General features: G+C 72.5%; 18 protein-coding genes. 8 read left to right on the top strand and 10 right to left on the bottom strand.

Annotation, left to right across the window (positions count from 1 at the left end; all coding sequences use genetic code 11):
* Positions 1–18: 18 nt before the first annotated feature.
* Complete coding sequence (locus ABWI07_RS30650; RefSeq protein WP_149261501.1) at positions 19–1,140, top strand: enolase C-terminal domain-like protein; 1,122 nt, start codon at positions 19–21, stop codon at positions 1,138–1,140.
* Here ABWI07_RS30650 and ABWI07_RS30645 read toward each other — a convergent pair.
* The 7 genes from ABWI07_RS30645 to ABWI07_RS30615 form a co-directional block, all read right to left on the bottom strand.
* The gene (locus tag ABWI07_RS30645; RefSeq protein WP_149261502.1) at positions 1,094–2,050 is read right to left on the bottom strand and encodes a phytanoyl-CoA dioxygenase family protein; all 957 of its coding nucleotides are present in this window, start codon (positions 2,048–2,050) and stop codon (positions 1,094–1,096) included. The two genes, ABWI07_RS30650 and ABWI07_RS30645, sit on opposite strands and share 47 nt — an antisense overlap.
* A gap of 65 nt (positions 2,051–2,115) precedes the next feature.
* Positions 2,116–3,405 (bottom strand): cytochrome P450, encoded by a 1,290-nt coding sequence (locus ABWI07_RS30640; RefSeq protein WP_353820650.1) that lies wholly within the window; start codon positions 3,403–3,405, stop codon positions 2,116–2,118.
* The gene (locus ABWI07_RS30635) at positions 3,402–4,037 is read right to left on the bottom strand and encodes a GTP-binding protein (RefSeq protein WP_375708346.1); all 636 of its coding nucleotides are present in this window, start codon (positions 4,035–4,037) and stop codon (positions 3,402–3,404) included. The genes ABWI07_RS30640 and ABWI07_RS30635 overlap by 4 nt, the downstream gene beginning before the upstream one ends.
* A complete protein-coding gene (locus ABWI07_RS30630) occupies positions 4,018–4,380 on the bottom strand; it encodes a DUF742 domain-containing protein (protein WP_149261504.1) in 363 nt (120 codons plus the stop codon). Before ABWI07_RS30630 ends, ABWI07_RS30635 begins: the two co-directional genes overlap by 20 nt.
* Entirely contained in the window at positions 4,377–4,781 is a 405-nt protein-coding gene (locus tag ABWI07_RS30625) for a roadblock/LC7 domain-containing protein (protein ID WP_149261505.1), read from the bottom strand. Before ABWI07_RS30625 ends, ABWI07_RS30630 begins: the two co-directional genes overlap by 4 nt.
* A 130-nt stretch (positions 4,782–4,911) precedes the next feature.
* Positions 4,912–6,564: a sensor histidine kinase gene (locus tag ABWI07_RS30620; RefSeq protein ID WP_353820649.1), complete on the bottom strand. Its 1,653-nt coding sequence runs from the start codon at positions 6,562–6,564 to the stop codon at positions 4,912–4,914.
* A 242-nt stretch (positions 6,565–6,806) separates the two neighbouring features.
* Positions 6,807–8,027 (bottom strand): cytochrome P450 family protein, encoded by a 1,221-nt coding sequence (locus ABWI07_RS30615; protein ID WP_353820648.1) that lies wholly within the window; start codon positions 8,025–8,027, stop codon positions 6,807–6,809.
* Positions 8,028–8,381: 354 nt separating this feature from the next.
* Between ABWI07_RS30615 and ABWI07_RS30610 the strand changes: the two genes are divergently transcribed.
* The 6 genes from ABWI07_RS30610 to ABWI07_RS30585 all read left to right on the top strand — a co-directional run bounded on the left by ABWI07_RS30610 (position 8,382) and on the right by ABWI07_RS30585 (position 18,954).
* A complete protein-coding gene (locus tag ABWI07_RS30610; protein WP_353820647.1) occupies positions 8,382–9,170 on the top strand; it encodes a DeoR/GlpR family DNA-binding transcription regulator in 789 nt (262 codons plus the stop codon).
* 225 nt (positions 9,171–9,395) lie between these two features.
* Complete coding sequence (locus ABWI07_RS30605) at positions 9,396–12,065, top strand: alpha-L-rhamnosidase (protein ID WP_353820646.1); 2,670 nt, start codon at positions 9,396–9,398, stop codon at positions 12,063–12,065.
* A 79-nt stretch (positions 12,066–12,144) separates the two neighbouring features.
* Complete coding sequence (locus tag ABWI07_RS30600; RefSeq protein WP_149261509.1) at positions 12,145–13,425, top strand: ABC transporter substrate-binding protein; 1,281 nt, start codon at positions 12,145–12,147, stop codon at positions 13,423–13,425.
* Positions 13,426–13,428: 3 nt separating this feature from the next.
* Positions 13,429–14,403 carry a carbohydrate ABC transporter permease gene (locus ABWI07_RS30595; RefSeq protein WP_149261510.1) on the top strand — a complete coding sequence of 325 codons (975 nt, stop codon included), beginning with the start codon at positions 13,429–13,431 and terminating at the stop codon, positions 14,401–14,403.
* Positions 14,400–15,227, top strand: coding sequence for a carbohydrate ABC transporter permease (locus ABWI07_RS30590; RefSeq protein WP_353820645.1), 828 nt, complete (start codon positions 14,400–14,402; stop codon positions 15,225–15,227). The genes ABWI07_RS30595 and ABWI07_RS30590 overlap by 4 nt, the downstream gene beginning before the upstream one ends.
* Before the next feature lie 82 nt (positions 15,228–15,309).
* A complete protein-coding gene (locus ABWI07_RS30585; protein WP_353820644.1) occupies positions 15,310–18,954 on the top strand; it encodes a glycosyl hydrolase in 3,645 nt (1,214 codons plus the stop codon).
* 37 nt (positions 18,955–18,991) lie between these two features.
* Here ABWI07_RS30585 and ABWI07_RS30580 read toward each other — a convergent pair whose 3' ends face one another.
* On the bottom strand, positions 18,992–20,569 hold the full coding sequence (locus tag ABWI07_RS30580) for an alpha/beta hydrolase (RefSeq protein ID WP_200842097.1): 1,578 nt from the start codon (positions 20,567–20,569) through the stop codon (positions 18,992–18,994).
* 359 nt (positions 20,570–20,928) lie between these two features.
* Between ABWI07_RS30580 and ABWI07_RS30575 the strand changes: the two genes are divergently transcribed.
* A complete protein-coding gene (locus ABWI07_RS30575; RefSeq protein ID WP_353820643.1) occupies positions 20,929–23,436 on the top strand; it encodes a collagenase in 2,508 nt (835 codons plus the stop codon).
* 59 nt (positions 23,437–23,495) lie between these two features.
* On the opposite strand, the gene ABWI07_RS30570 is transcribed toward ABWI07_RS30575, so the two are convergent.
* Positions 23,496–24,452 (bottom strand): ABC transporter ATP-binding protein, encoded by a 957-nt coding sequence (locus ABWI07_RS30570; RefSeq protein WP_353820642.1) that lies wholly within the window; start codon positions 24,450–24,452, stop codon positions 23,496–23,498.
* The gene (locus tag ABWI07_RS30565) at positions 24,449–25,441 is read right to left on the bottom strand and encodes an ABC transporter ATP-binding protein (RefSeq protein WP_353820641.1); all 993 of its coding nucleotides are present in this window, start codon (positions 25,439–25,441) and stop codon (positions 24,449–24,451) included. Before ABWI07_RS30565 ends, ABWI07_RS30570 begins: the two co-directional genes overlap by 4 nt.
* Positions 25,442–25,525: the final 84 nt, after the last annotated feature.

The following is a 25,525-nucleotide window of genomic DNA, read 5'->3' as shown; positions in this document are numbered from 1 at the left end:
CCGACGAAGGGAGGAGCGATGCGTCCGCGCGGCGAGGTGGAGGTTGACGATGTCGGAGTGCACGCCTTCGAGGCGCCCACCGACGGGCCCGGCGGCAGCGAGGAGGACGGCACGCTCCGCTGGGATTCGACGACCCTCGTCCTCGTCGAGGTGAGCGCCGGCGGGCAGACCGGGATCGGCTACACCTACGGGGACGTGTCGGTCGCCGCGTTCGTGGAGTCCAAGCTGGCGTCCGCGGTGCGAGGCGCCGACGCGCTCGCCCCGCCTGCGGCCTGGGAGCGGATGTTCGCCGGGATCCGCAACGCCGGACGCCCCGGGGTCGGGGCGATGGCGGTGTCCGCCGTCGACGTCGCGCTTTGGGACCTCAAGGCGAAGCTGCTCGGGCTTCCGCTGTTCAAGGCGCTGCCGGCCTTTCACGACCGGGTGCCCGTCTACGGCAGCGGCGGCTTCACGAACTACCCCCTGGACCGCCTCGCGGACCAGCTCTCCGGCTGGGTCGGGCAGGGCATACCGCGGGTCAAGCTGAAGGTGTCGCGGCGGCCGGAGGAGGACCCGCGGCGGCTCGCGGCCGTCCGGGACGCGATCGGGGACGCCGAACTGTACGCCGACGCCAACGGGGCCCTGACGCGCAAGGACGCCCTGTACTGGGCGCGGCGGTTCGCCGAGGAGTGGGACGTCCGGTGGTTCGAGGAGCCGGTGAGCTCCGACGACGTCGTGGGCCTGCGCCTCGTCCGCGACGAGGGGCCGGGGCGGCTGGAGGTCGCCGCGGGGGAGTACGGGTTCGTCCTGAAGGACTTCGCCGACCTTCTGGACGGCCCCGCCGTGGACTGCCTCCAGGCCGACGTCACCCGGTGCGGCGGCATCACGGGCCTGCTCCAGGTCGCGGGGCTGTCCGCCGCGCGGCAGATCGACCTGTCCGCCCACTGCGCCCCGGCGGTCTCGGCGCACGCGTTCTGCGCGGTCGACCGCCTGCGCCACCTGGAGTACTTCCACGACCACGTCCGCGTCGAGGGGCTGCTCTTCGACGGAACGCTCACCCCGGAGGACGGCGCCCTCGTCCCCGCTTCCGACCGTCCCGGCCTGGGCCTGGACGTCAAGTGGAGCGACGCGGAGCCCTACCGCACGCACGGCCGCCGCTGAACCCGCCCCGCCACGGCGCCAGGTCGAGCTCCGGGTACCGGAGCGCCGTCCCGGCCAATGTCTCGGGCGTCCAGTAAGGATGGCCGGGCGGCGGGAACCCGAAGGCCTGGAGCTGCCGCGGATCGGCGCGGTGGACGAAGTCGACCCACGCCCGTTCGTAGCCGCGCATGGCCCATCCCATCCGCTGCCCCCAACCGACGCCGGACGGCCGGAACCCCAGATGCATGCTGTACCGGACGCCGCGCGGCGCGGTCAGCCCGGTGCCGCGATGGAAGGTCCCCGCCTCGAACGCGATGACCGTTCCGGCGGGCCCGGCACCCGACACCTCGGCCTCGTAGAGGTCCGGCCCGCCACCGGCGTCGAGGAAGCGCCCGGAGCCCGCCCGCCCAGGCCGCAGGAACCAGTTGGGCACCGAAGGCAGCGCCGCGGTGTGCCTGCGGGAGACCAGATGCGGCGGCCCGAGCTCCTCGGGCACGTCGCTGAGGAAGACGAACATCTCCAACTGCCGAAACTCGGCCGCTGTGCTCGGCACCAGGAGCGTGTGGTTGAGGTAGTCGCGATGCAGGTCCTGGTCGTAGTCGCAGGCGCCGGTGTACTTCGCCCAGGCCTCCGCCGTGTAGACGTGGAAGTCGCCGCCGCCAAGAAGCGCCTCGGCCAGATCGAGGACGCGGTGGTGGACGGCCAGGAGGCTGATCGCGGTGCTCGCGAAGGGGAAGGCGTCGATCCCCGCGAACTCGTCGCCGACGAAACGCTCCGCTCGCGGGTCGGTGCGGTCGTGGAAGCCCGCGGCCGTCGGGAACAGCAGGGGTAACTCGTCCACCGCCGCGCTCAGCTCGTCTCCCTGGAGAAACGCCGGGAGGATGACGAAGCCGTCGGTCTGCCAGGCCCGCGCGGCGTCCTTGAGGTCCATCGGCTCAGGATTCATCGAGTCGCGAGAGCCGGGCAAACCGTTTTCGCCGGCTGGAAGGCGGCGTGTCAGAGGGGGCGGTGGGGGGTCAGGGCCGGGGTGAAGCGGACGGGGAGGGCGGCCAGGCGGCGGACCCAGAAGGACGGGAGCCACATGAGCTCGTCCGGCTTCACCGCGAGCTCCATGTCGGGCAGCCGGTCGAGCAGCACCTCGACCGCCGTCCTGGCGACGACCTCGGCGAGTTCCGGGGCGGGGTAGGGGCATCCGTGGTCGCCGTGGCCGAACGACAGGTGGGCGCGGTTGCCCGCGCCGGCGCCGTGCGCGGGCGGCGCGACCTGGGGGTCGGCGTTCGCCGCGGCCCAGCCCAGGATCAGCATGTCGCCCGGACGGATCTTGCGTCCGGCCAGCTCGCAGGAGCGCACGGCGAAGCGGCCGATGTTGTTCTGGGACGGCGTGTCCTCCCACAGCACCTGGTTGAGGGCCTGCGAGACGCTGCCGCGGCCGCCCTGGAGCGTCACGGCGAACTGCTCGTCCACCAGCATCAGCCGCAGCGTGTTGCCGATCCAGTGGCCGGTCGGCAGGTGCCCCGCGCTGATCATCGGGATCAGGTCGCTGACCAGCTCGTCGTCGGTGTAGCCGGCGGGGTGGCGCAGCAGGCGGGACGTGACGTCCGCGCCGGGGCGCGCCCTGCGGGTCTCGGCCAGCCGCCGCATGGTCTCCTGGAGCCGCCCGTAGGCCGCGACGGCGTTCTCGTCGGAGCCCGCGACGTCCTGGATGTCGCGGATCATGTCCGGCACCTCGGCGTCGGGGACGCCGAACAGCCCGACCATGACCAGCGGCGGGAGCCGGTCGGCGTACTGGGCGCCGAGGTCGGCCTCGCCGTCCCCGGCGAACTCGTCGATCAGGTGGTCGGCGACGCGCTCGCAGATGCCCGCGAGCTCGGTGCGGTCGACGGCGTCCAGCGCGTCGCTGATCGCCGCGCTGCGCCGGTGGTGCTCCTCGCCCTCGGCGAGCATCACCGAGGGGTTCCAGCCGACGAACGGCAGCAGCGACCAGTTCTCGGGGACCATGTCCCAGGCGTTCCAGCGGCGGGTGTCGCGGGCGAACAGGGCGGGGTTGCCGGTGACGTGGTTGACCTCCCGGTACCCGATGACGTACCAGGCGGGGATGTCGCCTTCGAGCAGGACGGGCACGACCGGGCCGTGCTCGCGCCGCATCCTTGCGAAGAAGTCCTTCGGCCGCTGGTCGAACTCCTCCCCGTACAGGCGGACGGCGTTCTCGTCGGCGGGCGCCCGGGTGCTCTCCTCGGACTGCCCGCTCGGCTCGGTCTCGTCGGTCTGCTCGGTCTCGTCGGTCACTGCGCGGCCTCCTGGAGCGCGGCGGGGTCGTGGAGGGTGGTGAGGTGCCGGACGAGCGTGACCAGCACGCTCTTGCAGGAGTCGCGGCTCCGGGCGTCGCAGTCGACCAGCGGAACGTCCGCGGAAAGCGACAGCGCGTCGCGCACCAGGTCCAGCGGGGGGCGCGGCTCGGGGCCGTCGAACCGGTTGACCGCCACCACGAACGGCATCTTGTGGTGCTCCAGCCGGTCGAGCGGGTAGAAGGAGTCCTCCAGGCGGCGCGTGTCCACCAGCACGACGGCGCCCAGGCTGCCGGCGAACAGCTGGTCCCAGATGAACCAGAACCGCTGCTGGCCCGGGGCGCCGAACAGGTAGAGCACGCGGTGGGCGTCCAGGGAGATCCGGCCGAAGTCGAAGGCGACCGTGGTGGTGCGCTTGTCGGCGACGCGGCTCGGGTCGTCGATGCCGACGCCGGCCTTCGTCATGATCTCCTCGGTGCTCAGCGGGCGGATCTCGGAGATCGAGCCGACCATGGTGGTCTTCCCGACGCCGAACCCGCCCACGATCACGATCTTCAGCGCGTCCCGGACGCTGCGGCGCAGCGGCACGCCGCCCGCGGGGTCCGGTGCGCGGTCAGAGGGCTTTGAGTCCAACGAGCACCTCCTTCAGGGTCTCCAGGTCGGCGAGTCGCGTCGTCGCGGTGGCCGACGTCGGGTGGCGGACGGTGAGGTGGCCGGCGTCGCGCAGGTCGAGCACCAGGATCTTCACGACGCTGACCGGCAGCCGCAGATGGGAGGACAGCTCGACCACCGCCACCGGCTGGCGGCGGCACAGCCGCAGGATCGCGACGTGCTCGGACTGCATGCCCGGCGCCGGGTCGTTCTCGGCGACGACCAGCGTGACCAGGTCGAGGGCCGCGTCGTCGACCCGGCTGCGGCCGCCGGTCACGGTGTAGAGCCGGTCGGGGTCGTCGAGATCCAGGGGGCGCGGTTTCATCTCGACGCGGACGTGCGCGGAGCCGCGGTCAGGTAGCCGCCGATCTGCTCCACCAGCTCGTTCATGCTGTGCCCGACCAGGCCGACGTCGGCGTCCTCGCGGGCCACGACGGCCAGGTGCGCGCCCTCCCCGGCCGGGATGATCAGCAGCAGCCCGCCGGCGAACTCCACCATCGACTGGCCGGCGCCGACGCCCCGGCCGAACTCGTGGGAGGCGGTCATGGACAGGCTCTGGATGCCCGAGGCGATGGCCGCGAGCTGGTCGGCCCTGTCGTCGTCCAGGCCGGGGGTGTGGCAGATCCTCAGCCCGTCCCGGGACAGCACCAGGACGTGCTGGACGCCGGGGGCACGCTCCGCGAGGGACGTCAGGAGCCAGTCGAGTCGGTGCTCATCGGTGCTCATCGAGATCACGGGGCGGCGTCCGCCGCAGGCGCGCGCCCCTGCCTCCTATCTGTCGATCCTGCGGTCCGGACGAGCGCCGGGACCGGTCGGCCCGGCGGCCGTCCGGGGACGGGCCGCCGAACCATGAGCCCTACTGGTCGGGGTCTTCGGTGGACGTGGTCTCGCTCCGCCCGCCGCCGGACCCGGCGCCGCCGGGCATCCGGTGGCTCCCCGACGTCGACGCGCGGAACGCGGCGAACCGGGCACCCGGGTCGCGGGGCAGCGGAGGTGGCGCCTCCGGCTGCTCGACCGTCCCGGCGAGGGTGGCGCCGCGTCGGCGTTTCGGCAGGTAGGACGCCCCTTCGGAGGCGTCCGCGCCGGATGCCGCCGGTGCGGCGGACAGGGCCGGCACGGGTTCGCGGGCGGGCCCGCCGGCGGTCCTCGGCGTGCCGCCGATGGACTCCGCCAGGGTGCCCGCCGCGGTTCCGCCGGGGGAGTGGGTGACGAGCTGCCGCGGGATCAGCATGACCACGCCGACGCCGCCGCGCGAGGACGGCCGGAAGCTCACCCGCAGGCCGTGCTTGCCCGCCAGCCGCCCGACCACCGCGAGGCCCAGCCGCGTGCCGGGCAGCGAGGTCAGGTCGGCGGTCTCGGAGACCAGCCGCTCGGCGCGCTCCCGCTCGCGCTGGCGCATCCCGAGCCCGCTGTCCTCGACGGTGATGACGACCCCGGCGTCCTCCTCCTCGGCGTAGACGTGCACGGCCGAGCCGTGCGGGGAGAAGTTGGCGGCGTTGTCCATCAGCTCGGCAAGCGCGTGCATGACGCCCTCGGCGGCGAACCCGGCGATGGCGGCGGTGCTGGTCGAGTGGTACTGGACGCGCTGGTAGGAGGCGATCCGCCCCATGGCGCCGCGGATGACGCTCTCCAGCTTGATGGGCTTGGTCCAGCGCCGCCCCGAGCGCCCGCCGCTGAGCAGCGCGATGCTGTCGGCCAGGCGCCCCATCTGGGAGACGTGGTGGTCGAGGTCGAGCAGGTCGCCGAAGACCTCGTCCTCGCTGTAGCGGTCCTCCAGTTCCCGGAGCCCGGCGAGCATGCGGGTCGTCTGCGCCTGGATCCGCGCCGCCGCGCTGGCGGAGGCCGCCATGGCCGCCGCCCGGGTGCGCTCCCCGCCGGCCACGTCGTCGGCGACCGAGCGGAGGAGCCGGTCGAGCGCCGGGTGCGCGGGCGCCGGGAACTCGGCCAGCACGGACGCGGCCGAGGCGCGGTCGCTCCGGATCCGCTCGACCAGGACCGGCAGCGTCGAGTCGGCCAGCCGGACGACCTCGTCCTCCAGGGCGGCCAGCTCGGTCCCGGCGCGGGCCGCGCGCCGCTCGCTCTCCGCCACGCCCTCGGCCACCATGCGCACCAGGCGGCCCAGCAGGTGGTTCGGGACGGTCTGGAGCTCGGCGAGGGTCTCGTCCGGCGAGGCTCCGGCGTGCAGCCGCCCGATCAGTGCCGGGAGCGGTCCGTCGACCAGCTCCTGGAGCCTGCGCTCCAGGACGCCGCTCTCGGCCTCCACCCGGGCCAGCCGCTCGCGGGCGGCCCGCGCGCACTCGGCGTGGTAGGCGGCGACCCCGGCGGCGAGGCTCACCAGGAGCGCTCCCGCGCCGCCGCCCATCCCGACGACGGCGCGCGACTTCTCGTCCACCGCCAGAAGTGCGCCCAGCCATGCGCCGCCGGTGACGATGGCTGCGATCAACCAGACCCAGAACGCGCGTTCCAGCGGGGCGCGCTCCATGCGGGCTCGATTCGCTTCTGTTGCCATCCTCGTGTCCTCGTGAGCGTCGGTGACTGGCGCGCAGGACTCCTCGACCCGTCGCACGGCGGCCATATCGGTATAAGGCGTGATAAGGATGCATCAAATCGCCCCGGCGCACAGGGGATCGCCAAAACCCGATGATCTTTGATGGCGGCGCGGCAGGTGAGCGCGTTGCGGCGGATTCTCGACCGGCCGCGCCCGCGGGCTTCCGGTCCGGCGGGGCGGGCCGCCGGACCGGGGGCGGGGCGTCAGGGCCGGACGGGGCCGAGCGCGACCGGCAGGCTGAGGGGCCCGACCGTGAAGAACGAGGGCGAGTAGGGGATGTCGTCCGGGTCGATGGTGAGGGTGAGCTCCGGCAGCCGCCGGTACAGCGAGGCGAGCGCCAGCCGGCCTTCCAGGCGCGCCAGGGACGCGCCGATGCAGTAGCGGGGGCCGTGGCCGAAGCCGAGCCGCGCGCCGCGCTCCCGGGTGATGTCGAACCGGTCCGCGCTCTCGCCGTGCTCTGCCGGGTCGAGGCCGCTCGCCTGGTAGACCACGCCGACCGCCCGCCCCTCGGGGATGCGGACCCCGGCGACGGTCACCTCCCGCGCGGTGAAACGGAAGCTGGTCATCATCACCGAGTGCCGGTAGCGCAGGGTCTCCTCGACCACGTCGTCCCACCGGTCCTCGGCCCTGGCCAGTTCGAGCTGGTCGGGGTGCTGGGACAACGCCACGATGGCGTGGCCGAGCAGGTGGACGGTGGTCTCGTGGCCGGCGACGAGCATCAGCCACAGCACGCCGACCAGCTCGTCGGTGGTGAGCCGGTCGCCCTCATCGCTGGCCTGGACCAGCCCGGTGGTGAGGTCGTTCCCGGGCTCCGCGCGCTTCTTCTCCACCAGCCCGTGCAGGTAGGCCTGGAGGGCGTTCTGCGTCGCGAACGCCTCCTCGGGCGGGGTGGTGTGGGCGAGCAGCGCCGCGGTCCACTCGCGCACCCGGGGCCGGTCCTCGGCGGGGACGCCGAACAGCTCGCAGATCACCCACATCGGCAGCGCCTCGGTGAACGCGGGGACCAGGTCGACGCCGTCGCCCGCGGCCACGACGTCGTCGAGGAGGCCCTCCACGATCTGCCGGACGCGCGGCTCCAGCGCCTGCACCCGCGCGGGCGTGAACGCCTTGCCGACCAGCCCGCGCAGCCGCCGGTGGTCGTCGCCGTCCTTGGTGGACAGGTGGCCGCCCTGGACGATCGCGCGCAGCGGCCAGTCCTCGGGGATCGATCCGTCGTGCAGGGCGGGCCAGTGCCGCGGATCCCGCAGGAAGGTCCTGTTGTCGCCGGCGAGGATCTCCCGGACGGCATTGTGGGTCAATGCCAGGTAGGCGGGGACGCCGCCGGGGAACTCCACTTCGACCACCGGAGCGATCTCCCGCAGCCGTATGCAGGTGTCGAGCGGCGTTTCGTCCGCGGCGGGGAAGGAGGGCAGGGTCGTCGTCATTCCGTCCCATTCGAAGAGAGGCAAGTGACAGATGGCTTATCAATATCCCTTCTGATCATCGCCCGGCAAGACAATCGGAAATTAGGCCATAAGCTGCTTCGTATGGTATTTGCGGTATTCGCAGGTGTTCTTGTGGGCGCTGCGCCGCATGGGACCCGCGGGACGGCCGCCGGAGGGTGCTGACCGGAGGAGGCCCGGCCGCGAAAAGGCCGCTCACGGTGCGGCGATCCGACGAGGCGGGTCAACCCGACTGACCCTCGTGTTAACAAACCATCGGAACGTGTTACCTTGTGTGGCGCCCGGCCTCCGCCGACAGCCCCCCGTCGCGCGCGCCGGCCAGCGGGAGGTTCCGGCATGGGCAGGCAGAGCGCGGACGCGCGCGGACCTGAGCGGCGCCGCCAGGACATCGCCGACATCGTCCTGTCCGCGGGCTCGGTCTCCGCCGCGGGGCTCGCCGAGCGCTTCGGCGTCAGCCTCATGACGATCCACCGCGACCTCGACGAACTGGAGCGGCAGGGCGTCGTCCGCAAGCACCGCGGCGGGGTGACCGCGCAGCCGTCCGGGGTGTTCGAGAGCAACGTCGCCTACCGGATGAAGTCGATGCGGCCCGCCAAGGACGCCATCGCCGCGCGGGCCGCCGAGATGGTCGAGCCGGGCATGGCGGTCATGCTCGACGACTCCACCACGGCCCTGGCGCTGGCGCGCCGGCTGGCCGGGGCGGCCCCGCTGACGGTCGTCACCAACTTCCTGCAGGCCATCAACCTGCTGTCCGGTGAGCGCGACATCCGGCTGATGGCGCTCGGCGGCGACTACGACCCGCTGCACGACTCGTTCCTCGGGGTCTCGTGCGTGGACGCGATCGAGGCGCTCAACGTCGACCTGTGCTTCGTGTCGACGTCCGCGGTCTCCGGCGGATTCGCCTACCACCAGGAGCAGCGCATCGTCTCGGTGAAGCGCGCCATGCTCGGCGCGGCCGCCCGCAGCGTGCTGCTGATCGACCACTCGAAGCTCAGCCGGGTGGCGCTCCACCGGGTCGCGCCGCTGTCGGCGTTCGACCGCGTCATCGTCGACGACGGCGCCGACGCGGACGCGCTGCGCGGGCTCGACGAGCACAAGGTTGCCTACGAGCTGGCGGCGACCTGACCGGCGCCCGCCGGTGACGGGCGCCGCGGGGCGCCCGCGGGCCTGCCGCCGCATGCGCACATCGCCCGCATCGGCGGTGCCGAAACGGGCGGATCCAGGACCTTGACACCCTGATCAGGGCCCTTCTACTCTCAAGCTCACATTTTTCACCGTTATCTTCACAGTCCACCTTGTTGGGATTGCGATCGGAGTGGGCGAGTGGCGGGTTCCCCGAGCCGAGGCCCGGTGCCGTACGGCCTTCGCTGCGAGCACCGGGCGGAGCCGCTCGGGATCGACGAGCCCGAGCCGCTGCTGTCATGGCGGCTGTCCTCCGGCCGGCGCGGGGACGCGCCCGGCGGGTTCCGGGTACGGGTCCGCGCCGAGGACGGCGCCCAGGTCTGGGACTCGGGCCCCGTGGACGATCCGTCCGCCGTCTCCGTCCGCTACGGAGGCCCCGCGCTGCGGCCCCGCACCCGCTACCGCTGGACGGTCGAGGTCACCGGCACGGACGGCGCCACCGCGCGGGAGGAGTCCTGGTTCGAGACCGGGATGCTGAGCCCGTCCGCATGGTCCGCCGCCTGGATCACGCACGACCCGTCCGTCCAGGACGTGCTGGACGCGCCGGAGGAGGGCGAGGTCGCCCTCGCCGACCACGGCCTCCAGCCGGCCGTCCGGCTGCGCAGGGCGTTCGAGGCCCCCGCCGCACCGGTCGCCGCGCGGCTCTACGTCACCGCCCGCGGCCTGTACGAGATCCGCGTCAACGGGACGCGGGTCGGGGACGCCGAACTCGCTCCCGGCTGGACGGACTACCGCGACCGCATCGACTACCAGGCGTACGACGTCACCGGCCTCGTCCGGACCGGCGCGAACATGCTGGCCGCCACGATCGCGGACGGCTGGTGGAGCGGGTTCGTCGGCTTCGACGAGCGCCGCTCGGGCGCGCATTACGGAACGTTCCCGCAACTGCTGGCCGAGCTCCACCTCGTGCACGCCGACGGCTCCACCGACGTCGTCGCGACCGGCGGCGACTGGCAGAGCGCGCGGTCGCCCGTCCGGTACGCCGACCTGCTGATGGGGGAGTGCCACGACCTGCGCCGCGAGACCCCCGGCTGGGACCTGCCGGACGCGGGGCACGACGGCGAGGGATGGCGGACGGCGTGGGTCGCCGCCACCGACCGGAGCCGGCTCACGGCGTCTGTCGCGCCGCCGGTCCGCGCCGTCCGCGAGCTGCCGACGCGGACGGTCACCCCGCTCGCGGGCGGGGGGTTCCTGGTCGACTTCGGGCAGAACTTCGCCGGCCGCGTACGGCTCACCGCGCGCGGCCTGGCGCCCGGCGACCGGGTCGTCATCAGGCACGGCGAGGCCCTGGACGAGGCGGGCGCGCTCTACACCGCCAACCTGCGCACCGCCGACGCGACGGACGTGCTGATCGCGGGCGGGGAAGCCGAGACCGTCTTCGAACCGCGCTTCACCTACCACGGGTTCCGGTACGCGGAGGTGACCGGCCTGAGCGCGCTCGACGCGGGCGACATCACCGGCGTGGTGCTGCACAGCGACACGCCCTGGGCGGGGGAGTTCACCTGCTCCGACCCCGGCGTCGACCGCCTCCACGAGGCGATCTCCTGGGGGCAGCGCTCCAACTTCGTCGGCGTCCCGACCGACTGCCCGCAGCGCGACGAGCGGCTCGGCTGGCTGGCCGACGCGCAGGTCTTCCTGCCGACCGCCTGCCTCAACGCCGACGTGGCCGCCTTCTTCGACGGCTGGCTGCGCGAGGTGCGGGGCGCGCAGTCGCCGGACGGGGCGTTCGGCAACGTGGCGCCGAGGCTCGCGGGGGTGTCCGACGAGGGTGCGCCCGGCTGGGGAGACGCGGGCGTCCTCGTTCCCTGGCATCTCTACCGCGTCTACGGGGACGAGCGCTTCCTGGAGCGCAACCTCGACGCCATGTGCGCGTGGGTCGACCACGTCCACCGGCACAACCCCGACCTCGTGTGGAGCAACCGCACGGGTCCGCACTTCGCCGACTGGCTCGCGCCCACACCCACGCCGCGCGACGTCCTCGCCACCGCCTACTTCGCCCGCAGCGCCGCGCTGACGGCGCGCGCCGCCGAGGTCGTCGGCTCGGAGGAGGCCGCGGCGCGGTACGGCGCGCTCGCCGCCCACGTCCGCAAGACGTTCACCGAGCGGTTCGTGTCGGCGGACGGGCGGGTCCACGGCGACACCCAGACCGCCTACCTGCTGGCCCTCGCGTTCGAGCTCCTCCCGGACGACCTGGTCCCGGGCGCGGTGCGGCGCCTCGCCGAGCTGGTCGAGGAGGCCGGGCCCGGACTCACCACCGGGTTCCTCGGCGTGGGGCTGATCGCGCCGGTCCTCGACGCGCACGGCCGCGCTGACCTCGCGCACGCGCTGCTGCGCCGCACCGACCCGCCGTCCTGGCTGTACCCGCTGCGGCACGGCGCGACCACCGTGTGGGAGCGCTGGGACGGCTACACCCCCGAGCGCGGGTTCCAGGCAGCGGCGATGAACTCCTTCAACCACTACGCGCTCGGCTCGGTCGGCGAGTGGCTGTACCGGGGCGTCGCCGGCCTCGACCAGGCGCCCGGCTCGACCGGCTACCGCGAGCTGCTGATCCGGCCGAGGCCCGGCGCCCTCAGCGGGGCGAGCGCGCGGTACGAGTCGGTGCGCGGGCTCGTCTCCACCGGCTGGACCCGCCGCGACGGCGTGTTCGAGCTGCGGGTGGCGGTACCGCCGGGGGCGACCGCCACCGTCCACATCCCCACCGACGACCCGGCCGGCGTGCGGGAGGGCGGGACACCGGTGGCGGACGCCCCCGGAGTGTCGGTCGCCGGGACGGGGCCGCGGGAGCTGCGCTGCCGGATCGGCTCCGGAGACTACCGCTTCACGGCGGCCCTTCAATGACGTCCGTTCCCGCGCGGGACGGCCGCGGCCGGGACCGCCACCACCCCGGCGGTCCGCGCCGCGAACGCTAGGAGGAAAGATGACATCGTCGTTCGAGAGGGCGGCCCTCAGCCGCCGCGGATTCCTGCGGCTGTCCGGCGGCGCCGCCGCCGCGGCCGCGCTGCCGCTGGGCCTCGCCGCCTGCGGAGGGTCGTCGGGCGGCTCGGGAACCCTGCGCCTGGTGGGCGTCGCCGACCAGCAGAAGGCGCTCGACCTGCTCACCAAGGCCTACACCAAGGCCAAGTTCAGCACGTCGTTCGCGCCGACCGACCAGGTGCAGACCTCGGTGCGCACCCAGCTCGGCGCGGGCAACGCCCCCGACCTGCACGTGGTCTACCCTGGCAACGGCAGCGCCATGAGCATGGCGCAGATCGCGCAGGCGGGGCTGCTCGCCGACCTGAGCGACCAGGCGTGGACGAAGAAGATCCCGGCGAGCCTGAAGCCGGCGTTCCAGAAGGACGGCAAGACCTTCATCTACTCGGCCGGGTCGAGCGTCATCGGCGCGATCTACAACAAGAAGGCCTTCGCCAAGGCCGGAGTGGAGCCGCCGAAGACCTGGAGCGAGTTCCTCGACGTCTGCGAGAAGCTCAAGAAGAAGGGCACGGTCCCGATCGCGCTCGGCGCGCAGACCCCCTGGATCACGCAGCTGATCACCTACGCGCTGGTGCCGTCCACCGTGTACGCCAAGAACCCGCAGTTCGACGCCCAGATGCAGGCGGGCACGGCGTCCTTCGCCAAGTCCGGCTGGGTGGACGCGCTGAACATGTACCTGGACCTGCAGAAGCGCGGGTACTTCAACGACAACCCCAACGGCACCACCTTCGAGCAGGCGACGTCCATGGTCGCGACCGGCAAGGCCGCCATGGCGATCCAGGTCTCGGCCGTCCTGCCCGACTTCCGCAAGGCCGCACCGGACGCCGCCGACCTGTCGATGTTCCCGGTGCCCGCGGCGGACGACCCGGCGCAGGTGCGGATCCCCGCGGGGGTCGTCGTCGGGCTCGGCGTCAGCGCCCGCAGCAAGAACAAGGACGCCGCCGAGAAGTTCATCGAGTTCCTCGGCGAGCAGCAGAACATCAACCGCTGGGCCGAGGCCGTCGCGTGCGTCCCGCTCGTCCGCGACTCCTCCTCCAAGATCGACCCGGTGCTGGAGCCGTTCCTGCCGTACCTGGACGGCGACAAGGCCGACCCGTTCATGGACCAGGCGTGGCCGAACGCCGAGGTGCAGCCCGCCCACTTCGCGCTGGTCCAGGAGCTGCTCGCGGGCAAGACCACGGTTGCCGCGGGGCTGGCCAAGCTGGACGAGACCTACCGGAAGAAGTAGCCCGTGTCCCCGACCGCACGTCCGGCACCGGCCGCCTCGGCGGCCGGTGCCGCGGGCCCTCCCGAGCGCGGGGCCCGCCGCCCGGCGCCGTCCCGCCGCCGCAGGCGAGGCGGCTTCCTGACCCCGCCGTGGTGGTTCGCGGCGCCCGCCCTGCTGGTGTACGCGCTGATCGTCCTCTACCCGAGCGCGAGCGGGATCGTGTACGCCTTCACCGACTGGAACGGCATCGGCGACCGGTCGTTCGTCGGCGTCGACAACTTCGAGCGCCTGCTGCGGGACGACGCCGCGCGCGGCTCCCTGGTCAACACGCTGCTGCTGACGGTCGCGATCGTGTTCGTCCAGAACGGCATCGGACTGCTGCTCGCCCTGGGCGTGCACGCGCGCATCAAGTCGCGCACCGTGCTGCGGGTCGTCTTCTTCGCGCCCGCCGTCGTCAGCCCCGTGATGGTGGCGTTCCTGTGGAAGTACGTCTACAACCCGGCGCCGGACGCGGGGCTCAACGGCATCCTCGGCGCGGTGGGCCTCGGCTCGCTGCGCCAGGACTGGCTCGGCGACCCCTCGCTGGCGCTGTGGTCGGTGGCGGGCATGGTGATCTGGCAGTTCGCCGGCTACTCCATGGTCATCTTCCTGGCCGGGCTGGAGGGGGTGCCCGCGGAGCTGCACGAGGCCGCGATGATCGACGGCGCGGGACGGTTCCAGCGGTTCCGCAGCGTGACCTGGCCGCTGCTCGCCCCCGCCGTCACGATCAACGTGATGCTGTCCACGATCGGGGGGCTCAAGCTGTTCGACCAGGTCTACGCGGCCACGAGCGGCGGGCCCGGGCACGCCAGCGAGACGCTCTCGACCGTCCTGTACAAGCAGGCGTTCGTCTTCGGCAACTACGGCTACAGCACCGCGATCGCGCTGGTGCTGGCGCTGTTCGTCGCCGCGGTCTCGCTGATCCAGATCCGTTACCTGCGCGGCCGGGAGGTGGCATGAGCCTGCGCTACGGAGTACGCACGTTCGCCCTGGAGATCGTGATGATCGCGGTCGCGGTGGCGTTCCTGTTCCCGGTGTACGCGCTCATCACGCTGTCGATGAAGGACAAGCAGCAGATCGCGTCGGCGCCGCTGTCGCCGCCGACGTCGCCGACGTTCGGCAACTACTCCGACGCATGGTCGCGGGCGTCGCTGGGGTCGGCGCTGCTGAACAGCACCGTGATCACGGTGGCGAGCCTGGTGGCGCTCATCGCGATCGGGGCGTTCGCCGCCTACTTCCTCGCCCGCTGCGCCTCGCGGCTCGGCTACACGCTGTACGTGCTGTTCCTGCTCGGCATCGTGCTGCCGTTCCAGCTCGGGATGATCCCGCTGTTCAAGCTCGCCGACTCGGCGGGCCTGCTCGGCACCTACCAGGGAATGGTCATCTTCTACACCGGCATCCAGCTGCCGTTCACGATCTTCCTGTACACCGGGTTCATCCGGGCGCTGCCGGGCGACTACGCCAACGCTGCGCTGATCGACGGCGCGGGCCACCTCCAGGCCTTCACCCGGGTCGTGTTCCCGCTGCTGCGGCCGATCACCGGCACGGTGCTGATCCTCAACGCCGTGTTCATCTGGAACGACTTCTTCACCCCGCTGCTGTACCTGGGCGGCTCGGCGCGCGAGACGGTCCCGGTCCGGATCTTCGCGTTCGTCGGCCAGTACGTCTCGGACTACGGCCTGGTCTTCGCCGGCCTGGTCCTCGCCGCCCTCCCGATCCTCGCGATCTTCCTGGTCTTGCAGCGGTATGTGATCAAGGGGTTCGCGAGTGGCCTCAAGGGATGAGCGGAGCGAACCGGGGGGTGTGGGGGGTCGTCCCCCCACAGGAAGCAGGGGTGATCTGGGGGTTTCGGGGCGGTTGCGGGCGGTGCTGGATGCTCCGCCGCGGGCGTTCTCGCCTGCGCCGATCTGGTGGTGGAGCGGGGAGCGGCTCGATCGGCGGCGGTTGCGCGAGCAACTCGAACGGTTCGTCGACGGCGGCGTCCACAACCTGGTCGTGCTGAACCTGGCGCCGTCCGGCCCGATGTTCGGCGCGGACGCCGACGATCCGGCGTTCTTCTCCTCCGCGTGGTGGGACCTGCTGGACGGCGTCTGCGACGACGCCGCCGGACTGGGCGTCTCGCTCTGGTTCTACGACCAGCTCGGCTTCTCCGGCGCCGATCTGCAAGCGCGCCTGGTGCGCGACGTCCCGGGGTATGCGGGACGGTGGCTCCGCCCGGACGGGACGACGGAGGTGCGCGGCTTCGACTACCTGTCCGGCGAGGCGTGCGCGGAACTCCTCGACCGCGTGCACGGCGAGTTCGCGCGGCGGCTGGGGCACCGGCTCGGCAATGTGATCGTCGGGTCGTTCCAGGACGAGCTGCCGTCGCTGCCGACCTGGTCGGAGGCGTTCGCCGGCGAGTTCGAGCGGCGCCGCGGCTACGACCTGGCACCGCACCTCGGGACGCTGTGGGGGAGCGGGGACGGGGACGCCTTCCGGATCCGCCGCGACTACCACCTCACCCGCGCCGAACTGGCCGAGGAGGCGTTCTTCCGGCCGCTGGCCGAATGGCACGAGCGGTTCGGCCTGCTGCACGGCTGCGACCAGCAGGATCCGGCGCGGGCGGGGCATCCCGTGGACGGGGTCAGGCTGTACGCCGACTACGCGCGCACGCACCGCTGGTTCGGCGCCCCGGGCTCCGACCACCACGGCGACGCCCGCATCCACTCCTCGCTCGCGCACCTGTACGGCCGGGACCGCACCTGGATCGAGGCCTTCCACTCCAGCGGCTGGGGCGGGACGCTGGAGGAGACGTTCGACTGGCTGCTGCCGTGGCTGCGGTCCGGGGCGACCCTCTACAACCCGCACGCCGTCTACTACACGACCAAGGCGGGCTGGTGGGAGTGGGCACCGCCGTCCACCGACTGGCGTCAGCCCTACTGGCGGCACCACCGCGTCTTCGCCGACGCGGTCACGAGATTGTGCTCCGCCCTCTCTCTGGGGCGGCACGTGTGCGAGGTGGCGGTGCTGTTCCCGACCGCGACCGCGCAGGCCGGGACGCGGCTCGACGGCGTGGAACCGGACGCGGCCCGCGCCCAGGACGTCTACCGGGACCTGGTCGGCGACATGGCCTGGTTCCGGATGGTGCCCGGCGCGCTCGACCGGCTGGGGATCGACGCCGACGTCGTGGACGACGACTCAGTGCAGCGTGCGACGGTCGCGAAGGGGCGGCTGGAGGTCGCCGACGAGTCGTACAGGGTCGTCGTTCTCCCGTCCTGCACCGTGCTCGAAGGGGAGACGGCGCGGAGGCTGACCGCGTTCGCCGAGCACGGCGGCCGTGTCGTCGCGGTCGGCACGCCGCCCCGCCGCGGGGTCGGGGACCTGAACGCCGATGAGGCGGTGGCGCGGCTCCGCGCCGTGCTGGAGATCGTGCCCGACACCGGCGCTCTCGGCCAGGCTCTCGCCGGGGTGGGCCGGGTGGACGCGCCGGTCCCCGCGCTCGTCCGGGAGGTCGACGGGACGACGGTGGTGTTCCTGACGGCCGCGCCTTCGATGGCCAGCCGCGTTTCGGTGGGACGGCCCGACGAGCGCGGAGCCGACCTCGGCTGGCTCGACGTGACCTACGACTTCGACCCCGACCGGTACCTGCGGGACATGCGGGTGCGGGTCCGCGGCGTGACCGGCCCGGCGTTCGTCGCGAGCCCGTTCGGGGGCCCGCCGCGCCCGCTGGAGACGCGCGCGGTGGACGGGACGTCCGTCGAGGTGGTCGTCCCGTTCGACGACGGGCCCGCCGCGCTGCTCCTCTTCCCCGGCGGCGAGGAAGCCGCAGCCGAAGAACTGGCCGCCGCGCCCGAGGAGACCGTCCTCGATCTCGGCACGTCCTGGGCGATGGACCTGGTCCCCACCCTCGACAACACCTGGGGCGACTTCGCCCGGCCCGCCGGAGACGACGTCCCGCTGGAGTGCTGGACCATGAGCCACCGGACGGACGAGGAGACGGAGTGGTCCGACGCGCACGCCACGTTCGGCCCCCACGGCGTGTGGAGCAGGGAGGGGGAGGAGGAATGGCGGCCCTTCGTGTACTCCGACTCCCGGGGCATCCGCAAGGACACCTTGCACCGCGCATACCTCGGGCCGAAGGGGCACGTTCCTGAAGAGTTCCTCGACTTCGGCGAGGTCAAGGCCGGGGACGCGGTCGTGCTCCGGACCCGCCTGACCGTGCCCGGCGAAGGCGGCTTCGCGGCCGTGGGCGCGGCCGCCGCCAAGACGCTGCGGATCGACGGCGCCACCGCCCCGCTTGACGACCAGGGCTACCTGGCCATTGCCGAGACCCACGTTCCCGCAGGTGAACATGACGTCGAGGTCCGGCTCGTCCCCGACGAGGACGTGCGGCTGCGCGCCCACCTCGCCGTGGTCGGCGACCGCGACCGCTACCGGCGGCCGGAGTGGATCACTGCGGCGGGCCCGGCGCGGCCCGGGGCTGAGATCACGCTCAGCGCCCCCCTCCCGGCGTCCACCGCCGGAGCGGTGCTCCAGGTCGCCTCGGCGGCGTCCTGCCGCGTCCTCGTCGACGGCGAGGAGATCGGACGGCAAGGAGGGTTCGACCCGTACGCCGAGCAGGAGGTCCCGCGCGTCGGCCGCTACCGCGTGACGGGCGGTGAACTGGCCCTCGTCCTCACCGAGGGCGGCCCGTCCCCCGCGGTCCTCGTGGACGGACCGGTCGTGTCCGGCACCGGCTGGACCGCCGCGCGCGACGGCATCCCCGTGCCTGTCGCGGCGCGGCGCGCCCAGTACGGCGACCCCGCGTCCCTGCATCTGCGCCGGCGTCCCCACCCGCTCCCCGCCGCGACGTGGCTGGAGGACGATCCGGAAACGGACGCCGTGCTCCCGGCAACGCTCGCCATGCCTGACGCAGCGCCCCAGACGGAAAGGCTGCGTTTCACCGTCCCGCCCGGCGCGACACGCATGCACGTCGACGTTCGCGGTGAACTTCTGGAGGCGACCCTGGACGGGGAGCCCCTGCAACCGGCCCCGGAGATGCCGCTGCCGAGCCCGGGAGCGACACCAAGCCGGACGGCGGAGCTGCGCATCCGAACGCTCCCAGGCCATCAAGCGGGCGCGGCACTCGCGGGTCCGGTGCGTTTCACGGCGGGACCGGGCACGATCGAGCTGGGCGACTGGGAGGACGCGGGACTCGCCGGGTACAGCGGCGCCGTCCGCTACCGGCGCACGCTCCGCCTCCCGGCGCACCCGGCCGCGACGCTCGACCTCGGCCGGGTGCGCGGCACCGCCGAAGTCACCGTCAACGGCACCCCCGCCGGAGTGCGCATCTGCGCCCCGTACCGCTTCGACGTCGGCGCGGCCCTGCGCGAGGGCGACAACGAGATCGACATCCTCGTCTGCGGAACCCTGGCGCCCTACCTCGACGAGGTGAGCCCGACCCACTTCGTCTTCCCGGGCCAGCGGGCCTCCGGCCTCTACGGCCCGGTCCGCCTTCTGCTGGAGGTACCGGCCGCCCGCGGCACCGACTGAGCGGGACGGTCGTGCCGCGCGGCGGCCGGTACCCGCGTCACCTCACGAACTGGCGCGGTAGGGCGTTCGCCTGCGCGCGCGTGGCCGCTGCCGGGGCCGGGGCGACCCAGACCGGCTCCGGGTCAGGGTTCTTCGCGCAGGTGCGGTCGACCAGGCCGCGGTCGGCCGGCACCGTGCCATCGCGGAGATAGTCGACCAGGAGGTCGTCCAGGCACTTGTTGCCCGAGAACGTGATGGCGTGGCTGCCGCCGCCCTTCTCCACGACCAGGCGTGCGCTCGGCAGGGCCCGCGCCATGGCGACACCGCCCTCGTACGGGGTCGCCGGGTCGTCCGTCGCCTGGAACAGCAGCATGGGCGGCAGGCCCTTGCCGGTGATCCTGGTGCGGTGCCCCGCCTTGACGGGCCAGGTCAGGCAGCCCGCGTTGAACCACATGTTGTTGTACGTGTAGAAGGGCGCCTTCTCGTTGACCTTCGCCTGGTCCTTCCGCCAGTACCGGAAGTCGCGCGGCCACTTGCTGTCGCTGCACATCACGGCGTTGTAGATGTCGAAGGAGTCGTCCGCCGGGTCGGGCGCCGCGTAGCGCTCGTACGCGGTGACGAGGGGGGCGGTGTCACCAGAGTTGGTGTACGCGGAGAGCACCGTCGCGAGGCGGGGCCACCGCAGGACGTCGTAGCCGCCCGCGACCTGGGTGTCGTCGAACTCGTCGGGCCCGATCCGGCCGACGGGGTGCTCGCGCAGCCGGGTGCGCATCGCGTACCACTTGGCCTCGACCTCGTCGGGATCGGTGCCGAGGTGGTAGACGCCGTCGGCCTTGGCGACCCAATGGGTGAACGCCTTGAACCGCTTCTCGTGCTGGAGGTCCTGGAGGACGTTGTGGTCGTACCAGGAGACGGACGGCCCGACGATGCTGTCCAGGACGAACCGGCGGACGTGCCGCGGGTACAGCTGGGCGTACGTCGAGCCGAGCGTGGTGCCGTACGACCAGCCGAAGAAGTTGATCTTCTCGGCGCCGAGCGCGCGGCGGATCGACTCCATGTCCCGGACGTGGTCCACCGTCGACAGGTGCGGCAGCAGCGCGGAGTGCTTCTCGGTGCACTTCGCGACGTAGCCGGCGGCCTTCTCCAGCCACGCCCCCGTGGTGCCCTGGCTGACCTGGAAGTCGGGCCGCGGGCCGTCGAAGTAGTGCGGGTCGCAGGACATGCGCGGCTCGCTGTGCTGTGATCCGCGCAGGTCGAAGCCGATCCAGTCGTAGGCGGCGGCGACGTCGGGCGGCAGCTTGGCGGGGATCCAGCTCGCCATCCACAGCCCGCTGATGCCCGGCCCGCCCGGGTTGAGCAGGATCGGCCCCTGCCGCTCGCCCGGGGGAGCGGTGGCCGGCAGCCGGTTCAGCGCGATCTTGACGGTGCGCCCGTCCGGGCGGTCGTGGTCGAGCGGCACCTCGAGCATCGCGCACTGCAGCGCCGGGTTCGCGGCGTCGCCGCAGGACTTCCAGTCGAGGCGCGGCGGGTCCCCGGCCGCGGTCGCCGGCGGCGGCCCGGCCAGCGCCGTCGCCGCCAGCACGCCGCCGCACGCGGCGAGCGCCGCGCCCGCGCGTCTCTTGCTCGGTCGTCTCACAGACACCTCCAGAGGATCAGTGACATTGCAGTGTACAATTTCACCTTTCTTTCGTCATTGTCCGGAAACGGCAGCAGGAGCGCCTCGCGGCCGAAGAAGGCGCGCCACCTCGGAGAAGTCCCTTTCGGCGGCGCCGTTCAGAGCCGCCCGGGAGATCCATAACGCAGATCGATGGTGCGGTGTATGACCACGGCTCGTTTCCGCCCCACACACTGCGGTCGCACGCTTTCCCGACCCTCCGGGAGTTGGACCCCGGAGCCCTGCGATCCCGTCCGGTACCCCCTACCGGACGCCCGCCCCCTGGAGGAAAAACCCCCGTGAGAAACAGACGCAGATCGACCCGGTGCCTGCTGGCGTCAATGGCGGTCGCCCTCGGTACGACGTTCCTCGTCTCGCCCGCGAGCGCCGCCCCGACGGCTCCCCCGAAGCCCCCGCCCGCCAGCACGCGCCCGGACGGCGGCGGCGAGCGCCACGTCCAGAAGGCCCCGCTCCCGGCCAAGGACCGGCCGCCGCTCTCCGCGGACAAGAACGAGCTGAAGAGCAGCCCCGACCAGCCGAAGAAGCCGGCGGAGCACAAGCGCCCGTCCATGAAGGCCGCCCCGAAGGCGACCGCCAAGGCCGCCGCCGCGGCGTGCAGTGCGAGCGATTTCACGAGCCGTTCCGGAAGCGCGCTCGTCCAGCAGATCAAGTCGTCCACGACCGACTGCATCAACTCGCTGTTCAGCCTCACCGGCAGTGACGCGTACTACGCGTTCCGCGAGTCGCAAATGGTGAGCGTCGCCTATGGACTGCGCGACAACGCGGTCTACTACCCCGGTGACAACAGCACCGGCACGGCACAACTCGTCCTTTACCTTCGCGCCGGCTACTACGTCCACTGGTACAACCAGTCGACCGTGGGGACCTACGGCCCCTCGCTGAAGACGGCGATCCAGTCGGGCCTGGACGCCTACTTCGGCAACTCCAAGTCCTCGACCGTCAGCGACGCCAACGGCGAGGTCCTCGCCGAGGCGGTCACGCTGATCGACAGCGCCGAGGAGAACGCCCGCTACATCTACGTGGTCAAGCGGCTGCTGAACGGCTACAACAGCTCCTACGACGCGTCCTGGTGGATGCTCAACGCGGTGAACAACGTCTACACGGTGCTGTTCCGCGGCCACCAGGTCCCGGAGTTCGTCTCCGCCGTCCAGTCGGACCAGAGCGTGCTCGACACGCTCAACTCCTTCGCCGCGAACCACCTGTCCCTGCTCGGCACCGACCGCAGCTACCTGGCGTCCAACGCGGGACGCGAGCTCGGCCGCTTCCTCCAGCACGCCACGCTCCAGACCAAGGTCAGGCCCCAGGCCAAGGGGCTGCTCGGGCAGAGCGCCATGACCGGGAAGACCGCGCCGCTGTGGGTCGGCGTCGCGGAGATGACCGACAGCTACGACAAGGCGAACTGCTCCTACTACGACACCTGCGACCTCTCGCAGCGGCTCGCCCAGAACGTCCTGACCATCAACTACACCTGCAGCTCCAGCATCAAGATCCGAGCGCAGGACATGACCGCCGCCCAGCTGTCGGACAGCTGCGCCAGCCTCCAGAACCAGGACGCCTACTTCCACGGCCTGGTGAAGGACGGGAACAGGCCCGTCGCCAACGACAACAACACCACGATCGAGGTCTGCGTCTTCGACTCGAGCACCGACTACCAGACCTACGCCGGCGCGATGTTCGGCATCGACACCAACAACGGCGGCATGTACCTGGAGGGCGACCCCGCCGCCGCGGGCAACCAGCCGCGGTTCATCGCCTACGAGGCCGAATGGGTGCGGCCGGCGTTCCAGATCTGGAACCTCAACCACGAGTACACGCACTACCTCGACGGCCGCTTCGACATGTACGGCGACTTCAACGCCGGTGTCACCACGCCCACCATCTGGTGGATCGAGGGGTTCGCCGAGTACGTCTCCTACTCCTACCGCAAGGAGGTGTACGACGCGGCGATCACCGAGGCCGGGCGGAACACCTACGCGCTCAGCACGCTGTTCGACACCACCTACAGCCATGACACGACCCGCATCTACCGCTGGGGCTACCTGGCGGTGCGGTACATGTTCGAGAAGCACCCGGCCGACGTCTCGACCGTCCTCGGCTACTACCGGACCGGCAACTGGAACGCCGCCCGGACGTTCCTGACCAGCACGATCGGCACCCGCTACGACGGCGACTGGTGGACGTGGCTCGCCGCGTGCGCGTCCGGCGCCTGCGCGGGCGGCGGCGGAGGCGGCGGCAACCAGGCGCCGACCGCGGCGTTCTCCGCCTCGGCGAACGGCCTGGCGGTCTCCTTCACCGACCAGTCCACCGACTCCGACGGCACCATCGCCTCCCGGCGCTGGGACTTCGGCGACGGCGCCACCTCGACCTCGGCCAACCCGTCCCACACCTACGGCGCGGACGGCACCTACACCGTCTCCCTCACCGTCACCGACGACAAGGGCGCCACGGGCACCGCGACCAAGCAGCTGGCGGTGTCGGCCGGGGGCGGCGGCGGGACGACCGAGTGCACCGGGACCGACACCCGCCAGCTCGGCCAGAACTGCCAGCGCAGCAACCTGTCGGCCACCCAGGGAAACCTGGCCTACCTGTACCTCTACGTGCCGGCCGGCACGCAGTCGATCAAGATCACCTCGTCCGGCGGCACCGGAGACGCCGACCTCTACTACAACCCCACCAGCTGGGCCACGTCGACGTCCTACACCCAGCGTTCCGCCAACACCGGCAACGGCGAGACCCTGACCATCACCAACCCGCCCGCGGGCTACAACTACATCAGCCTCTACGCCAAGCAGGCCTTCAGCGGAGTGACGGTGAAGTCCGAGTACTGATCTGACACCCCCGCGACACGACCGCCGGGGCCGGACCGAAAGGTCCGGCCCCGGTTTCGTCACGCCATGAGCGGGCCGGTCTCCGGGTAGTGGCAGGCGACCTGGCGGCCCTCGACCATCGTGAGGGACGGCAGGTCGGTCCGGCACCGCTCCCGCGCCTTGAAGCAGCGGGGGTGGAACGGGCAGCCCGGCGGGAGCGAGGACGGGCTCGGCGGGTCGCCGCGGAGCACGATGCGCTCCCTCGCCCGCTCGGCCACGGGGTCGGGGAGCGGGACCGCCGACAGCAGGGCCCTCGTGTAGGGGTGCGCGGGCGAGCCGTAGACCACGTCCCGCGCTCCCGTCTCCACGACGCGGCCGAGGTACATCACGGCGATCCGGTCGCACACGTGCCGGACCACCGCCAGGTCGTGGGCGATGAACACGTACGCCATGCCGAGCCGGCGCTGGAGGCCGGCCAGCAGGTTGACGATCTGGGCCTGGATCGACACGTCCAGCGCCGACACCGGCTCGTCCGCGACGACGAGCCGGGGACCGGTGACCAGGGCGCGGGCGATCCCGATCCGCTGGGCCTGCCCGCCGGAGAACTCATGCGGGTACCGGTCGATGTGCTCGGCGCCGAGCCCGACGTACTCCAGCATCTCCTGGACGCGGGGCCGCGGGTCCCGCTCGCCCTGCACGCGCAGCGGCTCGGCCACGATGGAGCCGACCGTGTGCCGCGGGTTCAGCGAGGCGAACGGGTCCTGGAAGACGATCTGCAGGTCGCGGCGGAGCGGTCGCATCGCGCGCTGGGACAGCCGCGTGATGTCCGCGCCGTCGAACACGATCCGCCCGGCCGTGGGGTCCAGGAGCCGGACGAGCATCCGCCCGGTCGTGGACTTGCCGCAGCCGGACTCGCCGACCAGGCCGAGCGTCTCCCCGGCCCGCACCTCCAGGTCCAGGCCGTTCACCGCCCGCACCGTGCCGCGCCGCGTCTGGAACGTCCTGGCCAGCCCTTCCAGCCGGAGCAGCGCCGTCATCCCGTGGTCCTCTTCTCGGTGGTGAACAGGTGGCAGGCCACCGGATGGGGCGTGCCGAGGAACTCCGGACGGGTGGTCTCGCACACGGCGAGGCGTTCGGCGCACCGCGGATGGAACGGGCACCCCGCCGGCGGAGACAGCGGAGACGGCGGGGTGCCCGGGATCGGGGCCAGCTCGCCGGGCGGGCCGGTGAGCCGGGGGAGGGAGCCGATGAGGCCGCGGGTGTAGGGATGCCGGGGAACGGCGAACAGCGCGTCGGCGGACGCCCGCTCGACGGCCCGTCCCGCGTACATGACCAGGACGTCGTCGGCGACCCGCGCGACCACCCCGAGGTCATGCGTGATCATCAGGACCGCCAGCCCGCGCTCGCGCTGGATCCGCGCGATCAGCTCCAGGATCTGCGCCTGCACGGTCACGTCCAGGGCGGTGGTCGGCTCGTCGGCGATCAGCAGGTCCGGCTCGCAGGCCAGCGCCATGGCGATCATCACGCGCTGGCGCATCCCGCCGGAGAACCGGTGCGGGTGGTCGCCCGCCCGCTCGCGGGGATCGGGGATGCCGACGTCGGCGAGCAGCCGGACGGCGTCCTCGCGTGCGGCGCGGCGGGACGCGCCGAAGTGCAGCCGCCGCGCCTCGGCGATCTGCTCGCCCACGCGGTACTGCGGATGCAGCGACGACAGCGGGTCCTGGAAGATCATCGCGACCCTCCGGCCGCGCAGCGCGCGCACCCGCTCGCGTCCCGCTCCGACGACCTCGGTACCGGCGAGCCGGATCGACCCCGTCACCCGCGCGCCGTCCAGCAGGCCCATGACCGCCAGGCTGGTCACGGACTTGCCCGACCCCGACTCGCCGACGATGCCGAGGGTGCGCCCCGCCTCCAGGGTGAACGACAGCCCGTCCACCGCGCGGATCGTCCCCTTGGCGGTAGGGAACTCGACCGCGAGATCCCGCACGCTCAACAGGTTCGTGCGTGCTCTCTGTGGGGGACTCATGCGTGCTCCTTGTGGGGGGCGACCCCCCACACCCCCCGGAATCGCTTCGCTCATGCGTGCTCCTTGTGGGGGGCGACCCCCCAC

Source organism: Actinomadura sp. NPDC000600, assembly GCF_040492135.1.
GTDB lineage: Bacteria > Actinomycetota > Actinomycetes > Streptosporangiales > Streptosporangiaceae > Spirillospora.
This window is presented reverse-complemented; position numbering and strand designations above follow the sequence as displayed.

Excerpts from the sequence above, each read along its gene's own strand:
- ABWI07_RS30565 (WP_353820641.1), bottom strand. The coding sequence starts at position 25,441 with ATGAGTCCCCCACAGAGAGCACGCACGAACCTGTTGAGCGTGCGGGAT.
- ABWI07_RS30625 (WP_149261505.1), bottom strand. The coding sequence starts at position 4,781 with ATGAGCACCGATGAGCACCGACTCGACTGGCTCCTGACGTCCCTCGCG.
- ABWI07_RS30615 (WP_353820648.1), bottom strand. The coding sequence starts at position 8,027 with ATGACGACGACCCTGCCCTCCTTCCCCGCCGCGGACGAAACGCCGCTC.
- ABWI07_RS30575 (WP_353820643.1), top strand. The coding sequence starts at position 20,929 with ATGGCGGTCGCCCTCGGTACGACGTTCCTCGTCTCGCCCGCGAGCGCC.
- ABWI07_RS30600 (WP_149261509.1), top strand. The coding sequence starts at position 12,145 with ATGACATCGTCGTTCGAGAGGGCGGCCCTCAGCCGCCGCGGATTCCTG.
- ABWI07_RS30590 (WP_353820645.1), top strand. The coding sequence starts at position 14,400 with ATGAGCCTGCGCTACGGAGTACGCACGTTCGCCCTGGAGATCGTGATG.
- ABWI07_RS30630 (WP_149261504.1), bottom strand. The coding sequence starts at position 4,380 with ATGAAACCGCGCCCCCTGGATCTCGACGACCCCGACCGGCTCTACACC.
- ABWI07_RS30570 (WP_353820642.1), bottom strand. The coding sequence starts at position 24,452 with ATGACGGCGCTGCTCCGGCTGGAAGGGCTGGCCAGGACGTTCCAGACG.
- ABWI07_RS30650 (WP_149261501.1), top strand. The coding sequence starts at position 19 with ATGCGTCCGCGCGGCGAGGTGGAGGTTGACGATGTCGGAGTGCACGCC.
- ABWI07_RS30610 (WP_353820647.1), top strand. The coding sequence starts at position 8,382 with ATGGGCAGGCAGAGCGCGGACGCGCGCGGACCTGAGCGGCGCCGCCAG.
- ABWI07_RS30620 (WP_353820649.1), bottom strand. The coding sequence starts at position 6,564 with ATGGCAACAGAAGCGAATCGAGCCCGCATGGAGCGCGCCCCGCTGGAA.
- ABWI07_RS30645 (WP_149261502.1), bottom strand. The coding sequence starts at position 2,050 with ATGGACCTCAAGGACGCCGCGCGGGCCTGGCAGACCGACGGCTTCGTC.